Origin of the sequence: Flavobacterium croceum DSM 17960 (assembly GCF_002917885.1) — a bacterium.
GTDB classification, from domain to species: domain Bacteria; phylum Bacteroidota; class Bacteroidia; order Flavobacteriales; family Flavobacteriaceae; genus Flavobacterium; species Flavobacterium croceum.
The window spans coordinates 14,692-30,163 of the sequence record NZ_PQNY01000019.1 but is presented as its reverse complement, the minus strand read 5'-3'; the positions used below and the strand labels follow the sequence as shown (position 1 = coordinate 30,163).

At 33.3% G+C, this 15,472-nt stretch carries 14 protein-coding genes; 7 read left to right on the top strand and 7 right to left on the bottom strand.

All coding sequences use genetic code 11. The features are described from left to right. Nucleotides 1-215: 215 nt before the first annotated feature. The gene (gene hisS, locus Q361_RS11885) at nucleotides 216-1,628 is read right to left on the bottom strand and encodes a histidine--tRNA ligase (RefSeq protein ID WP_103726953.1); all 1,413 of its coding nucleotides are present in this window, start codon (nucleotides 1,626-1,628) and stop codon (nucleotides 216-218) included. Between the two features lie 221 nt (nucleotides 1,629-1,849). Here hisS and Q361_RS11880 point away from each other — a divergent pair, with 221 nt between their 5' ends. Continuing rightward, nucleotides 1,850-3,094 carry an ABC transporter permease gene (locus Q361_RS11880; protein ID WP_103726952.1) on the top strand — a complete coding sequence of 415 codons (1,245 nt, stop codon included), beginning with the start codon at nucleotides 1,850-1,852 and terminating at the stop codon, nucleotides 3,092-3,094. On the opposite strand, the gene prmC is transcribed toward Q361_RS11880, so the two are convergent. Beyond that, nucleotides 3,095-3,934 carry a peptide chain release factor N(5)-glutamine methyltransferase gene (prmC, locus tag Q361_RS11875; protein ID WP_103726951.1) on the bottom strand — a complete coding sequence of 280 codons (840 nt, stop codon included), beginning with the start codon at nucleotides 3,932-3,934 and terminating at the stop codon, nucleotides 3,095-3,097. A 1-nt stretch (nucleotide 3,935) separates the two neighbouring features. Continuing rightward, nucleotides 3,936-4,424: a GNAT family N-acetyltransferase gene (locus Q361_RS11870; RefSeq protein ID WP_103726950.1), complete on the bottom strand. Its 489-nt coding sequence runs from the start codon at nucleotides 4,422-4,424 to the stop codon at nucleotides 3,936-3,938. A 22-nt stretch (nucleotides 4,425-4,446) separates the two neighbouring features. On the opposite strand from Q361_RS11870, the gene ribD reads away from it, so the two are divergent. From ribD to Q361_RS11855, 3 genes are read left to right on the top strand one after another with little or no spacing between them, the layout of a single operon-like run. Continuing rightward, a complete protein-coding gene (ribD, locus tag Q361_RS11865) occupies nucleotides 4,447-5,490 on the top strand; it encodes a bifunctional diaminohydroxyphosphoribosylaminopyrimidine deaminase/5-amino-6-(5-phosphoribosylamino)uracil reductase RibD (protein ID WP_103726949.1) in 1,044 nt (347 codons plus the stop codon). Next, on the top strand, nucleotides 5,483-6,091 hold the full coding sequence (locus tag Q361_RS11860; protein WP_103726948.1) for an HAD family hydrolase: 609 nt from the start codon (nucleotides 5,483-5,485) through the stop codon (nucleotides 6,089-6,091). Before ribD ends, Q361_RS11860 begins: the two co-directional genes overlap by 8 nt. A gap of 23 nt (nucleotides 6,092-6,114) precedes the next feature. Then, a complete protein-coding gene (locus Q361_RS11855) occupies nucleotides 6,115-6,723 on the top strand; it encodes an IMPACT family protein (RefSeq protein WP_103726955.1) in 609 nt (202 codons plus the stop codon). Nucleotides 6,724-6,725: 2 nt separating this feature from the next. Here the strand turns inward: Q361_RS11855 and Q361_RS11850 are convergent, their stop codons facing one another. Continuing rightward, on the bottom strand, nucleotides 6,726-7,124 hold the full coding sequence (locus Q361_RS11850) for an acyl-CoA thioesterase (RefSeq protein ID WP_103726947.1): 399 nt from the start codon (nucleotides 7,122-7,124) through the stop codon (nucleotides 6,726-6,728). Nucleotides 7,125-7,389: 265 nt separating this feature from the next. On the opposite strand from Q361_RS11850, the gene dnaA reads away from it, so the two are divergent. The 3 genes from dnaA to Q361_RS11835 are packed head-to-tail and all read left to right on the top strand — an operon-like array spanning nucleotide 7,390 to nucleotide 10,017. Further along, the gene (gene dnaA, locus Q361_RS11845) at nucleotides 7,390-8,817 is read left to right on the top strand and encodes a chromosomal replication initiator protein DnaA (RefSeq protein WP_103726946.1); all 1,428 of its coding nucleotides are present in this window, start codon (nucleotides 7,390-7,392) and stop codon (nucleotides 8,815-8,817) included. 10 nt (nucleotides 8,818-8,827) lie between these two features. Beyond that, the gene (locus Q361_RS11840) at nucleotides 8,828-9,295 is read left to right on the top strand and encodes a low molecular weight protein-tyrosine-phosphatase (RefSeq protein ID WP_103726945.1); all 468 of its coding nucleotides are present in this window, start codon (nucleotides 8,828-8,830) and stop codon (nucleotides 9,293-9,295) included. Further along, complete coding sequence (locus Q361_RS11835; protein ID WP_103726944.1) at nucleotides 9,295-10,017, top strand: SAM-dependent methyltransferase; 723 nt, start codon at nucleotides 9,295-9,297, stop codon at nucleotides 10,015-10,017. Before Q361_RS11840 ends, Q361_RS11835 begins: the two co-directional genes overlap by 1 nt. A 1-nt stretch (nucleotide 10,018) precedes the next feature. Here the strand turns inward: Q361_RS11835 and Q361_RS11830 are convergent, their stop codons facing one another. The 3 genes from Q361_RS11830 to Q361_RS11820 form a co-directional block, all read right to left on the bottom strand. Further along, nucleotides 10,019-10,882, bottom strand: coding sequence for a bestrophin family protein (locus tag Q361_RS11830; RefSeq protein WP_103726943.1), 864 nt, complete (start codon nucleotides 10,880-10,882; stop codon nucleotides 10,019-10,021). A 5-nt stretch (nucleotides 10,883-10,887) separates the two neighbouring features. After that, a complete protein-coding gene (locus Q361_RS11825) occupies nucleotides 10,888-12,189 on the bottom strand; it encodes a TolC family protein (RefSeq protein ID WP_103726942.1) in 1,302 nt (433 codons plus the stop codon). 195 nt (nucleotides 12,190-12,384) lie between these two features. Further along, complete coding sequence (locus Q361_RS11820) at nucleotides 12,385-15,471, bottom strand: efflux RND transporter permease subunit (RefSeq protein ID WP_103726941.1); 3,087 nt, start codon at nucleotides 15,469-15,471, stop codon at nucleotides 12,385-12,387. Between the last annotated feature and the right edge of the window lies 1 nt (nucleotide 15,472).

Below are 15,472 nucleotides of genomic sequence, written 5' to 3'. Positions count from 1 at the left end.
CTTCAAGGTTGCTCATTATTGTAATTGTTTGAAAGTCAATACAATTTAATCATTATTAATGATTTGAGCAACTTTTTTTATAATGCACAACGGGTTTTTATAATAATTCTATATAATTAATAAACTAAATCCAGATAAAAGTAGATTTGATAAAAAACTTTGAGTACAATTTGTGGCAATTTTATAAACCATTTTTTAGAACAGTGCCTTCTTATTTATTGCAATACTGTTGTTAATTCTGAAAAATTAAGTGTAGTTTGTTCTCCCGAAATTAAATTTTTAAGTTCAAAACTATCTGGGCTTACATCTTTAACTACAAACGGAATGTTTCGCTTTTCTGCATACTTAAATTGCTTATCAAACTTAGCCGTATCTGGATAAAGTTCTGCTTTGATGTTGTTTTTTCTTAATTTTAATATTGTTTGCAATGCTAAAAAAGCTTTCTCTTCAGATACATTCAAAAACAGAACTTTAGTACCTGTAGTAACTTCATTTGGAAATAGTTGTAACTCTTCTAGTACTAAATAGATTCTATCTAACCCAAATGATATACCTACACCACTCATGTTTTTAAGACCAAATATTCCTGTTAAATCGTCGTATCGTCCGCCTCCGCCTATAGAACCCATAGACACTCCTTTTGGCGCACTTACTTCAAATATGGCTCCTGTGTAATAATTGAGTCCGCGAGCAAGGGTTACATCGAGATCTAAGCAAGAAGATTGCAAACCTAGTTGGAGTACATGGGTACAAATAAATTCTAATTCTTCTATTCCTTTTTTGCCTTCTGTAGAATTTTCCAAAAGCGTTTTTAACTTTTCTATTTTTTCTTCAATAGTACCCACAAAATCAAACAAAGGTTGTAGCTTTACTAATGCTTCGGGTGAAATGCCTTTTTGTTGCATTTCTTTTTTCACACCTTCTTCGCCTATTTTATCGAGTTTATCGAGTGCTACAGTAAAATCTATGAGCTTATCTGATGCGCCAATAACTTCGGCAATACCCGATAATATTTTGCGGTTGTTAATTTTTATGGTACAACCTTGTAATCCTAATTCGGTAAAAACGGCATCGTAAAGCTGTACTAGCTCTACTTCTTGCCACAACGATTTTGTACCTATTGCATCGGCATCACATTGGCAAAATTCTCTAAAGCGTCCTTTTTGCGGATTATCTGCACGCCATACAGGTTGAATTTGATAGCGTTTAAATGGAAATTCTATTTCGTTTTGGTGTTGCACAACATAGCGCGCAAAGGGTACGGTAAGATCGTATCGCAAAGCCTTTTCGGAAATTTTTGCAGTAAATTTGTTCAATTCTACACGTTGCTCTAGCGTAATTGTTTCGGCAGAGTTGGTTTGTAGTTCTTGTATAGATTGTGGTAAATCTATTTTTGTTTTGTTGTAAAAATAATTTCCTGAGTTTATTATCTTAAATATCAATCTGTCGCCTTCTTCTCCGTATTTTCCCATAAGTGTATCAGAGTTTTCAAATGAAGGTGTTTCTATGGGTTGGTAGCCAAAATGTTCAAAATGTTTGCGCATTACCGTAGTGATATAATTTCTTTTGGATACTTCTGCTGGTGTAAAATCGCGAGTGCCTTTTGGAATGCTTGGTTTTTGAGCCATTTTTTTAGATACTTATTGGGTTACTATTGTGTACTAGAAGCCTATAGTGATTGTTTTAGCCCTGATTGTAGCAAACTGCCATGCAGTGCGGAAAGCAGGAATATGGATATTGGAATGCCTATAGTGATGCTTCGTTAAAATATTATGCAAATATGCTAAGTTTCGCTAAGTTTTGAAAGATATATTGTAACATTTTCGATATTTTTGAGTCAAATGTTGTTATGAGAGGAATTGTAAAGGAAAATATTAAGATTGCTTTTGGTGCTATTCGTACTCAATTATTGCGTACGATATTAACGGTAATTATTATTGCTTTTGGTATTTGGGCGTTGGTAGGAATATTAACTGTGGTTTCGGCTCTAGACAACACGTTGAACACCAAGTTTGCTTCTATGGGTTCGAATACTTTTTTTATAAATCAATACGATTCGGGGCCAAGAAGACATGGCGGTGGTGATATTGAAAAAGTAAACCCAATTATAACTTATAGTCAAGCCAAAAGTTTTAAAGAAAAATACAAATTTCCTCTCACCCATTGTTCGTTATCGTTTACGGCTACAAGTGTGGCAGAAGTAAAATATGAAAACGAAAAAACAAATCCAGAAATTCAGGTTTTGGGTATTGATGAAAACTACACACTCAATAGCGGTTTGGAAGTTACAAAAGGTAGAAATTTTAATGCTTTTGATATTCAAAACAATGTTTATTTTTGTGTAGTAGGTAGTGATTTTTCTACCAAAGGTTTACTTAAAGATGTAAATCCTATTGATAAAATTTTAACGATTCGAGGCGCAAAATTTAAAGTAATTGGTGTACTAAAAGAACAAGGCTCTACGTTTGGAAATAGTAAAGATTCTCGAATATACATTCCTATTCAAGTGGCTCGATCTTTATACTCAAATGCCAACATCAATTATAGTTTGAGTGTTTTGGTAGATCGTTCGGAAATGCTTGATGCGGCTGTAGGACAAGCCACTATTACATTTAAAAATATTAGAAAACAAAACCCTAGTTCAGAAAATAATTTTGGTATAACTAGAAGTGATGATTTGGTACATAAAATAGCCGAAATGACAGGTGTGCTCAATATTGCTGCCACAATTATTGGTATTATTACCATTTTTGGTTCTTCTATTGCGCTCATGAATATTATGATTGTTTCTGTAACCGAAAGAACGCGAGAAATAGGTGTTCGAAAATCGTTAGGCGCTAAAAAAGGTACTATTGCTTGGCAATTTTTTACCGAAACGTTAATTGTAGGTCAATTGGGTGGTTTATTGGGTATACTTTTAGGAATTTTTACCGGATATATTGCCGCTGCCGCTATGGATTTTGATTTTGTAATACCTTGGAAAGCCATGATGGCGGCTGTAGGTATTACATTTGTAGTAGCTGTAATTTCGGGGTTGTATCCCGCTATAAAAGCTTCAAAACTTGACCCTATTGAAGCCTTACGATACGAATAATTATAGCCTGCATTGTATCATTCTATCGTTGTTGTAAATATCTTTTTTAAGTTGAATATTTTTAAAATTTAACGCTGCAAGCATCGCTATCGTTTCTTGAGCAAGGTATTGATTTATTTCAAAAAACAGTTTCCCGTTTGGCTTTAAGTGTTTTAATGCAAAATGAGCTATTTTTCTATAGAATAACAAAGCATCTGTATCTTCTACAAATAATGCCAAATGAGGTTCAAAATTCAAAACATTGGGTTTCATGGTGGCTTTTTCAAGCTCACGCACATACGGAGGATTGGAAACTATACAGTCGAAAGATAAAGGAATATCTTGTAAAACTAAAATATTTTGTTGTATAAACTGAATGTCTACATTGTTTACCTGTGCATTTTGTTCGGCTATTTTTAGTGCTTGTTCCGATACATCTAGGGCATAAACCTTTACTTGAGGCATATTCTTTTTTAGTGAAATAGCAATGCATCCACTACCTGTACCTATATCCAAAACACTTTGTGCTTTTGGCAAAGATTGTAGAATCCAATCTACCAATTCTTCGGTTTCTGGTCTAGGAATTAATGTGTTTTCATTTACATAAAACGGTAGTCCAAAAAACTCTGTTTTACCCAATATATATTGTATAGGCTTGTAGTTTTGGAGTTGCTGTAACACCTTATCCCAATAACTTTTTTGTTCTAAAGTAATTTCTAAATTAGGCTGTAAGGCTACATCGATACGCTTAAGTTTATGGTAAGATTCTAAAACTATATAAAAAAAACTTTCTGCTTCGAGAACATCGTACAGTGGTTCAAGTTTAGTAATAAAATAGGTTTTATATTCTTTTAATAACATATTACAAATTCTTTATCATCCAAACAGGACAGTTGGTATGACCTGTGGTACCCATAGGCGCACAAAGGTATTCAAATCCAACAGATGTATAGAGTTTTTGCGCTATTTTCATTTCGGGTAATGTTTCTAAATAGCATTGTGTGTAACCAAATATTTTAGCCGTTTGTAAACAAAGTAAAATTAATTTTTTGCCTAAACCTTTACCTCGAACTTCTGGCAGAAAATACATTTTTTGTAGCTCGCAAATCGTTTTATTTTCGTTTTCCAAGGGAGCAATACCGGCACCTCCTACTATATCGCCCAATTGGTTCTCTAGTACAAAATAAATTGCGTTTGTTGCCAAATACGTTTCATACATAGAGTCTAATTGCTTGTCGGCAAATGCAGTACCTGTTTTAGGATAATTATCAGCTATAAAAATGCTACGAATAACTTGAGCTATTTTTGGATTATCATTTTTATTTATGGCTCTAATAGAATAATTGAACATTTTAATGTATTATTTTTGCCGTGTGAATATACATCAAAAATACATACAACGTTGCATACAGCTTGCAAAAAATGGTTTGGGCACAACCTACCCTAACCCCATGGTTGGTAGCGTAATTGTGCATAATAACACTATTATTGGTGAGGGCTGGCATCAAAAAGCAGGACAACCACACGCCGAAGTACATGCTATAAATAGTGTAAAAAATAAAAATTTATTACGAGAATCTACGCTCTATGTAAGTTTAGAACCGTGTAATCATTACGGAAAAACACCGCCTTGTAGCGATTTGATTGTTTCGCATAAAATACCCAAAGTAGTAATAGGCACTACAGATCCATTTGTAGAAGTAGCCGGTAAAGGAATACAAAAACTTCAACACAATAGCATTGAAGTAATTGTAGGTGTTTTAGAAAAAGAATGTATCGATTTAAACAAGCGTTTTTTTACTTTTCATAACAAAAAAAGACCTTATATTATACTTAAATGGGCAGAAAGTGCCGATAGGTATATGGCTCCTCTTACCAAAGAAATTCAAAAACCTGTTTGGTTGTCTAATAAATACTCTAGACAAATTGTACACAAATGGCGTAGCGAAGAACAAGCTATATTGGTAGGAACCAAAACAGTTATAGACGATAATCCGCAACTTACTACACGAGATTGGTACGGAAACAATCCAACTAGAATTGTATTAGACAAAAAAAATTCGATCTCAAATTCATTTGCAATTAAAGACAATACAGCATCAACACTAATTATTTCTGAAGAACATTTTTTTGCAGAAAACGAAAATTGTACTGTAGAAAAGTGTAACTTTGATAACTTGTTGCCACAACAAGTAGTCGATATTTTGTATCAAAAAAAACTGCAATCGGTTATTATAGAAGGCGGAAAACAAACCTTGCAAAGTTTTATTGATGCTAATTTATGGGATGAAGCAAGAGTATTTTGCTCACCTGTTTTTTTAAAAAATGGCTTAGAAGCACCGCTACTTCCACAAAAGTTGTTTACAAAAAAACAAGTACAAGATGACGAATTAAAACTATTTTTCAATTATGATTGACACCATTATTTTTGACTTTGGAGATGTGTTTATCAACTTAGAAAAACAAACACAACAAGATGCTTTTAAAAAATTAGGTCTAAATGGCCCAAACGAAGTTTTGGTTCACGCCAACGATCAATTTGAAAAAGGCGCAATATCTGAAACAGAATTTTTAAATAGTTTTTCTGCATTTATCCCTCACGCTAGCCATGCCGAAATAAAACAGGCTTGGAATACCATAATTGGCGATTTTCCATTATACAGACTTGAGTTTCTACAACTTCTATCACACAAATATAGGCTGTTTTTATTAACAAACACAGACTCGATTCATATTGAGCATTTTGAAGACATGGTGGGTGTATCATTTTTTAGTGATTTTTACCAATGCTTTGAAAAAGTTTTTTATTCTTATGAAATGGGTATGCGAAAACCCGATGAACAGATTTTTAAAACCATTTTAAGCAAATACGATCTCAACCCAAAAAAAACTTTATTTGTAGATGATAAAAAAGCCAACACCGATGCTGCCGAAAAATTAGGTATGCACATTTGGAACCTACAAGTGGGTACAGAAGATGTGGTAGATTTAGCAAAACAAAAACATTTACCCTTGTAATAATTTTTATACTGTACTTCTTAATTTTGAACGACACTTACAAAACTATTGCAAACCCTTCTGACGAAATTTTATTCAAAGAAAAGCACAGTAAATTTTTTGCGTATGCATTTCCTGTTACACACGAAGATGAAGTAAAATTTCATTTAGAACATTTACGAAAACAACATTATGGTGCTGTGCATTTTTGCTATGCGTTTCAAATAGGCACACACAACCCTTACCATCGAGCTAATGATGATGGAGAACCTAGCAATTCTGCAGGAGCTCCTATATATGGTCAAATTCAATCTTTTGGACTTACTAATGTTTTAGTTGTTGTTGTACGATTTTTTGGTGGTATAAAACTTGGCGTTGGCGGACTCATTGCAGCTTACAAAACAGCTGCTCACATGGCTTTGGAACAAGCTGATATTATTGAAAAAACAATAAATGTTCATTTTATAATTTCTTTTGATTACAAAAATATGAACAAAGTAATGCGGGTTATTAAAGAAAAAAATATTGATATCATAGCTCAAAAAATGGAATTAAGCTGCGAAATTGAAATAGCTACCCGAAAAAAAAATGCCGAAACAATTTTCGACATTTTTAGTAATTTATACGAAGTAAGTATTACAACTCTCGATTAGGCTTATTGATGCAAAAGTGCTACAACATACTCTGGAGGCAAAGTAGGCTTGCCTGTTTTCATGTCTACAAATACCAACATAGAATAGCCCGTTGTTAATAACTCTTCATTTTCGTTATAAATTTCGTAGTCAAATTCTATCTTCACAGAGGTCTGACTCTTTAATATAGTTCGTATCGTGAGTAAATCATCATAACGAGCTGGTTTTTTGTAATTCATAGTCAAAGAAACCACAGGAAGCATAATACCATTTTCTTCCATCCATTTATAGGAAATACCCATATTGCGGAGCCATTCTACACGCCCCATTTCGAAGTAAGGCGCGTAATTACCGTGATAAACCACTCCCATTTGATCGGTTTCGCTATAACGAACTCGTACTTGTATTTCGTGTGAAATCATATTTTATAAGTTAAATATTACAATTTAATTCGTGTTCAAAATTAAGAAAACTACACCAAAATCATTATTGTATTTAATCTATCTTTTTTGCACTTAAACCAATGACAAAAAATTCTTTTACAATAAAATTTTTAAATAATCAACACTTTATTGATTTTTTTTTACCAAATTTTATTCACATTTTTGTTATCCCAAAAAACACCGTTTCAAATTGTGTTTTTTACCCCCTCTAACTAATAAATAATTTATTAATTTTAAAGAATATATGAGCAAAACTGCACAATCAGTATGGGAAAACTGCTTGTCTTTTATCAAAGACAATATTCAGGAACAAGCCTTTAAAACTTGGTTTGAACCTATTAAATCAGTTGAACTTACTGACAATGCACTATATATTCAAGTTCCTAGCAAATTTTTTTACGAATGGCTTGAAGAACATTATGTGAAATTGCTCAAAGTTGCACTTACCAAAGAACTTGGAAAAAATGCAAAGTTACTCTATAAAATTAAAATGGAAAACACTTATGGCAATAAACAACCCTTTACAGAACAATTGCCTAGTACCAATAGAAGTCCTATAAAATCGCAAGAGGTTGATGCTCCATTAAAAAACTTAAATCCAGAATTAAAAAATCCTTTTATCATTCCGGGTATAAGAAACCTTAAAATAGAGTCGCAACTTAATCCAAATTATAGTTTTGACAATTTCTTAGAAGGAGATTCCAACCGTTTGGCTCGCTCGGCTGGTATGGCTGTGGCTAATAAACCTGGTGGAACTTCTTTTAATCCGTTGCTTATATTTGGTGGTGTTGGTTTAGGCAAAACGCACCTTGCTCATGCTATAGGTGTAGAAATAAAAGATAAATATCCAGAAAAAACAGTTCTTTATATCTCGGCAGAAGTATTTACACAACAATATATTGATTCTGTAAAGAAAAATAACCGTAACGATTTTATACATTTTTATCAATTGATTGATGTATTAATTATTGATGATGTACAGTTTTTATCTGGAAAATCGGGTACTCAAGATGTATTTTTCCACATATTTAATTATTTGCATCAAAATGGCAAACAAGTAATTCTTACTTCAGACAAAGCACCTGTAGATATGCAAGATATTGAACAACGCTTGTTGTCGCGATTCAAATGGGGACTTTCTGCAGAGTTACATCAACCTGATTATGAAACGAGAATTTCTATTTTAAAAAACATATTGTATCGTGATGGTGTAGAAATGCCAAATGAAATTGTAGAATATGTAGCCAAAAACATAAAATCCAATGTAAGAGAACTTGAAGGTGCTATTATTTCTTTAATAGCCCAATCATCGTTCAACAAGAAAGAAGTTACTTTGGATTTGGCAAAAAATATTGTAGAAAAGTTTGTCAAAAATGTAAAACGAGAAATATCTATAGATTATATTCAAAAAATAGTTTCCGAATATTTTCAGTTGGACATTCCTACATTGCAATCATCTACAAGAAAACGTCATGTAGTACAAGCCAGACAGCTTGCTATGTTTTTTGCAAAAAAATACACCAAAGCTTCGTTGGCAAATATAGGTTCGCAAATAGGCGATAGAGATCATGCTACCGTATTACACGCTTGCAAAACCGTTGATAACTTACTTACTACCGACAAACAGTTTAAAAAATTTGTAGACGATATAAACAAAAAACTTTCTCTTTAATTCCGTCTTTATGCCTGTAAAAATTTTAATGGTATGCTTGGGCAATATATGCCGTTCGCCATTAGCAGAAGGTATTTTGGCTTCCAAATTACCCAAAGATGTTTTTTTTGTAGACTCTGCAGGAACAGGAAACTACCATATTGACAAGCAACCTGATAAACGTTCTATAACCACTGCTCAAAAAAACGGTTTGGACATTAGTAAACAAAAAGCCAGACAGTTTTCTGTAAAAGATTTTGATGCTTTTGATTATATTTTTGCTATGGATACCAATAATTATGAAGATATTTTGTCGCTAGCCAAAAATGAAAATCAAGCAAAAAAAGTAGATTTAATACTCAATCAACTGTTTCCAAACGAGAATGTTGATGTACCAGACCCTTACTATGGTGTACAAAATGGTTTTGACCAAGTATATCAAATGCTCGATGAAGCTTGCACAATATTAGCAGAAAAACTAAAAGAGAAACACCTATAATGAAACCTGTAATTTTAACTGGTAAATTGTATTTAATCCCTACTACTTTGGGAGATAACAATCCGCTTGATGTTTTACCTTATACTGTAAAAAATACTATAGAGCACATTGATAGTTACATTGTAGAAAACGAAAAAACAGCTCGAAAATTTATAAAATCTATTTGTCCAGAAAAAGTTCAGGCAAGTTTGTCTATAAGTACTTTAAACAAGAGAACAGAAGTTTCAGAATTCGAACAAATGATTTTTCCTTGCTTAAATGGTATTGATATTGGACTTATGAGTGAAGCTGGATGCCCTGGTGTTGCCGATCCTGGTGCAGCGATTGTACAATTGGCTCACAAAAAAGGTATACAAGTTGTACCTCTTGTAGGACCATCTTCCATACTTATGGCTATGATGGCTAGTGGTATGAATGGTCAGAGCTTTGCTTTTAATGGCTACTTACCTATTGATAAGCAGGACAAAAAAAATGCGCTAAAAAACTACGAAAGGCTTTCTTTTGAAAAAAATCAATCGCAACTTTTTATAGAAACTCCATATAGAAATACTAAATTATTAGAAGATTTAGTAAACTTTTTACAACCCAATACATTGCTTTGCATTGCCGCAGATATTAGCTTGAATACCGAATACATAAAAACACAAACGGTGGCACAATGGAAAAAATCTACAGTAGATTTACACAATCGGCCTGCAATTTTCATCATTCACAAGCAATAATCTACAGTAATTCTTCTACTTGTTTTTTAATGTTTTCTGCTATTTTTTTGGTAGGTAAATCGTTAGCATCACCACCAAAAGGATCTTCTATTTCTTCGGCAATAAGCTCTAAACTTGCCAATACATAAAAAATAAATATAACTACCGGAACAACATAATACCCCAAACTAAATACAAAACCAAAAGGGAGTGTCATGATATAAAAAAAGATAAACTTTTTTATAAATGCACTATACGAATAAGGAATAGGTGTGTTTTTAATACGCTCACAAACGCCACAAACATCTGTAAATGATTGTAATTCTGCATTAACTACCATCAATTGATGCCCAGAAATTTTTTCACTCTTATACAGACTGTTTAGTTTATGAAATAGTGATTTTGCAACTTGATTAGGTCTATGATTGTGTTGGTCTATTTGCAAATTCAATTCCTCAAAAAGCACTTTCGAACTTTCTTCATTACTCAAATGCTTTTGTAGTATAGAGGCATAAATAGGTATGGCTTTTCTAAAAAAAGCACGATCGGCATCGGTACTCAATATCGCTGAAAGTTTTATGGCTAAATTTCGAGAGTTATTTACTAAACTTCCCCATGCTTTTCTGCCTTCCCACCAACGGTCGTAAGCGGTGTTGGTTCTATAAGCCAATAATAACGATAACACAAAGCCTACTGTTGTGTGCATTAAAGTTAAGTTTTTTACATGGCTACTTTCGCTAAGTTTCCAATATGAAATTTCTAAGTAACATATAGTTGCCGAATAAACACCTATTACTATCATCATGGGCAATAGTTGCCTAAAAGTATCTGATTTATGGAATTTAAAAATAAATGTGAGCCAATCTTTTGGATTGTAGTTTACCATGTTTGCTAAATTTTTATGTTACCTGCCAGCATTTTTAATTGATTTTCCTGTAAAATAGCGTTTTGCAGTACTTGTGTAGCTCTAAACTGGGCATTGATATAGTTTTCTTGCGCTGTTCTGTACTCTATTGGCGTTATAGTACCTATATTAAACTTGGCTTGGGTGATATCTAGATTTTGTTTGGCAATTTCGGTGTTTTGTTTTTCTATTTTAGAAAGCGCAATATTGCTTTGGTAGTTGAGATAAGCCATTCGTATTTTTGTTTGAATGTCTTGTTTGGTAAGCTGCGTTTTTAATTTGGCATTATCGATTTGGGCTTTGGCTATTTTTTCGTTTCTACTTTGAGAAAAACCATCAAAAATAGGTAACGAAGCATTAAAACCATACACCCATCCGTTATTTTTAGCTTGTGTAATGAAGCCCAATGACGCTTGAGAACGAGAAAAATTGTACCCCGAAGTGAGCCTTACCAAAGGATATCTATTTGCTTTTGTTTCTTTTAGATTAAGCTGTGCTATTTTTTCATTCAAAACATAACCTACAATGTCTGGATTTTGATTTTCTGAAGCTTGTATTAAATCATTAAGCACTAAAGACTCGTCTAGTTGTATTGTTTCTTCAACAAAAAAATCTACAGATAAATCTCTAGACATGAGCTGATTTAAAGTTAATTTTTCAGATTGGTATTGTTGTTGCAACAGTATTTTTTGGCTCTTATCACTATTCCAATCTACTTCGGCATTAAGCATTTCTAGTTTGGAAGCTTTACCTATTGTATATCTATTTTTTGCCAATTGATAGCGCTGTTCAGAAATTAGTATAGCCGTATCTATTGTTTTTATTTGCATTTGTGTTAAAGCAATTTGATAATACGTTTGGGTAACACTATTTATCGTTTCTAGAATTGTTTTTTGCAATTGTTGTTCGCCTAATTTTTTTAAGGTTTCCAAACGTTCTTTTTTTGCAAACATTTTAAAACCATCAAAAACAGTCCAATCTAGCCCCACACCATACGTTAGGTTCATGTTTTTTGCACCATCTAGCTTTCGTACAGTACCATCACCTTGGGTTTGAGTAGTGTTGAGCAAACTATTCGAATTGGCAATTGTAGTAGTAATACTTGGTAGCATTCCTGCATTGCCTATATGATTGTTTATACTTGATATTTGAGTGTCATTTTTGGCAAGCTTAATATCAAAATTATTTTCTAGAGTGGTTGTTATAGCTTCTTTTAAGGTTAATTTCTCTTGCGAAAAACAACCATAATTTATGAGTAAAATACATGCTAAACTACATAGTTTTTTCATATGTTTAAATTTTGTTTTTTAGCGGTAACATATGGTATCGCCTTTTTAATCATAGGTGTTTGCTTACGCAAACTTGTTGTTAATGGCGATTTCATATATGTATAATTTGTTTTTTTAGGATTCACATACAATATAACCTTTCTATTTAGTGAGGTTTGTTTGTGCAAACTCATTAATAATGGCGATTTTATGCGACTAATTTTCTAATGATTGCATAGCTTCTAATTCTGAATTTAATTTTCTAGGTCTAGACCACATAATATAAAATGCCGGAATTACAAATAATGTAAGTAGTAACGAAAATATGGTTCCGCCAACAATGACAACACCCATACCTATTCGGCTTGTTGATGCAGCTCCCAAAGATAAAGCAATTGGTAAAGCCCCGAGAGCAATAGCCAAACTTGTCATTAATATCGGTCGTAATCGAGATTCTGCGGCTTCGAGAGTTGCTTGATATTTAGATTTTCCTTGTTCTCGCAATTGATTTGCAAATTCTACAATTAATATTCCGTTTTTGGTTACCAAACCTATGAGCATAATGGTACCAATTTGACTAAATATATTCCAACTCTGTCCAAAAAGCCAAAGAGAAAATAAAGATCCTGCCAAAGCCAAAGGCACAGTAACAATAATAATTAGCGGATCTATAAAACTCTCAAACTGTGCTGCAAGTATCAGATAAATTAATAGTAAAGCCAAACCAAAAGCAAAACTTGTATTGGAACTACTCTCAACAAAATCGCGCGATTCTCCGCCTAAATCTGTAGTAAATGTATCGTCGAGCACTTTTTGCCTGATACTATTCATTGCTTCTATACCATCGCTTATTGTTTTTCCAGGAGCGAGTGCTGCCGACACTGTGGCAGACATATATCGGTTGTTGTGAAACAACTGCGGAGGATTGCTCTGCTCGGCAATTTGTACAACATTGTCCATTTGAATAAGTTCGCCTTTATTATTTTTGACAAAAATAGAAGTCAAGTCTAGCGGAGTAGAACGGTCTATATTTTCAAATTGTCCAATTACTTGGTATTGCTTTCCATTCATCATAAAATAGCCAAAACGTTGTCCGCTTAAAGACAATTGTAATGTTTGTGCTATATCGAGTACAGAAATGCCTAGAGATTGAGCTTTTTCTCTATCAATAGTAACATTGATTTCTGGTTTGTTAAATTTTAAATTAACATCTACATTGGAAAAAGTTTCATTTTTATTGGCTTCTTCCATAAATAACGGAATTTTTTCGCGCAGTTTCTCAAAATTAGGAGCCTGAATTATGTATTGCACAGGCATTCCACCTCTTCTATTTACGGCTATTGTGGGTTGTTCTGATACGGCTACTTTTGCCATATTGTATTTTTTTGTCCACTTGGTAAAGGCTTCTGCAAGTTCTTTTTGAGAACGACCTCTTTCTTCGGGTGCTTTTAATGCCAATCGTATACGACCTGTATTTACAGATGATGTTAAAAAGCCTGGTGCGGTTATTACTAATGCTATTTTTTTCTCAGGAATAGAGTCGTTTATCAACTGAGTTAATTCGCTCATAAATCTGTCTGTATATTCATAAGATGCACCTTCGGGAGCTGTAATACTCGCTATTACTAAACTCCTGTCATCGTATGGAGCTGTCTCTTTTGGAAGTATCGTAAAAAATAAATATATGAGAACAAAACAGAGTAATACAATAGGATAACTAAGCCACTTTTTGTGCATGAAATTTTCTAAAGATGCTGCATAGCCTTTATTTAATTTTATAAAATAAGGTTCGGTAAAATTATAAAACTTCGAAGGTTTATGTCCGCCTTCTTTCATTAAATACGCATTAAGCATCGGGGTTAATGTAAGCGATACAAAAGCCGAAATAAGTACGGCTGCACCTATTACTACACCAAATTCTCTAAAAAGTCTACCTACGAATCCTTCTAAAAATATAATAGGTAAAAATACAGCCGCAAGTGTTATAGAAATAGAAACTACTGCAAAGAAAATCTCATTTGAACCTTTTATGGCAGCTTCTATAGGCGACATTCCTTCTTCTACTTTTTTAAATATATTTTCGGTTACCACAATACCATCATCTACTACCAAACCTGTTGCCAAAACAATAGCCAAAAGGGTTAATACATTTACCGAAAAACCACACAAATACATAATAAAAAATGTAGCAATAAGCGATACGGGTATATCTATAAGAGGTCTAAATGCAATACCCCAATCTCTAAAAAATAAAAAGATAATTAAGATTACCAATACAATTGATATGAGTAGTGTTTCTGCTACTTCTACCACAGATTTTTTAATAAAAAGAGTATTATCTAATGCTATATTGAGTGTAATATCTTTAGGTAAATCTTTTTGTAATTGATCATATTGTTTATAAAATTCTTTGGCAATATCTAGATAATTCGTTCCAGGACGTGGAATAACAGCAAGCCCAACCATATCTTGCCCATTGGCACTTAATTTGGTTTCCAAATTTTCGGCTTCCAACGAGGCGGTTCCTACATCACTAAGGCGCACTGTTTTTGTACCATTTGTAAAAACAATAATATCATTAAACTCTTTTTCGGTGGCTAAATTCCCAATTGTTTTAACGGTCAATTCTGTATTAGCTCCCGTTAATTTACCCGAAGGAAGCTCTACATTTTGTTTTTGTAATGCGTTTCTAACATCTGAAACTGTTACACCATACGAAGTAAGCTTTATTGGGTCGAGCCACAATCGCATAGCATATCGTTTTTGACCCCAAATTTGTACACTACTTACGCCTGGAATGGTTTGTAGCTTTTCGGCAATTACATTTTCGGCATAATCACTAAGTTGTAATACATTTTTAGTATCGCTTTGCACGGTCATGGTAATAATAGGGTCTGAATCTGCATCGGCTTTAGAAACTACAGGAGGTGCATCTATATCTTGTGGCAAACTTCGAACCGCTTGCGATACTTTGTCGCGTACATCATTGGCTGCTTCTTCTAAGTTTTTTTCTAATTTAAATTCAATAGTAATGTTGCTCGAACCCTGATTGCTCGATGATGTGATGTTCTTAATCCCATCTATTGAATTGATTGCTTTTTCAAGTGGCTCTGTAATTTGCGACTCTATAATATCGGCATTGGCTCCTGTGTAGTTGGTACGTACAGATATTTGTGCTGGATCGATAGAAGGAAATTCTCGCACACCTAAATAACTGTAACCAATAATTCCAAATAATATGATGGTTAAATTGATTACTATTGTAAATACAGGTCTTTTAATACTAAGTGTTGATAAACTCATA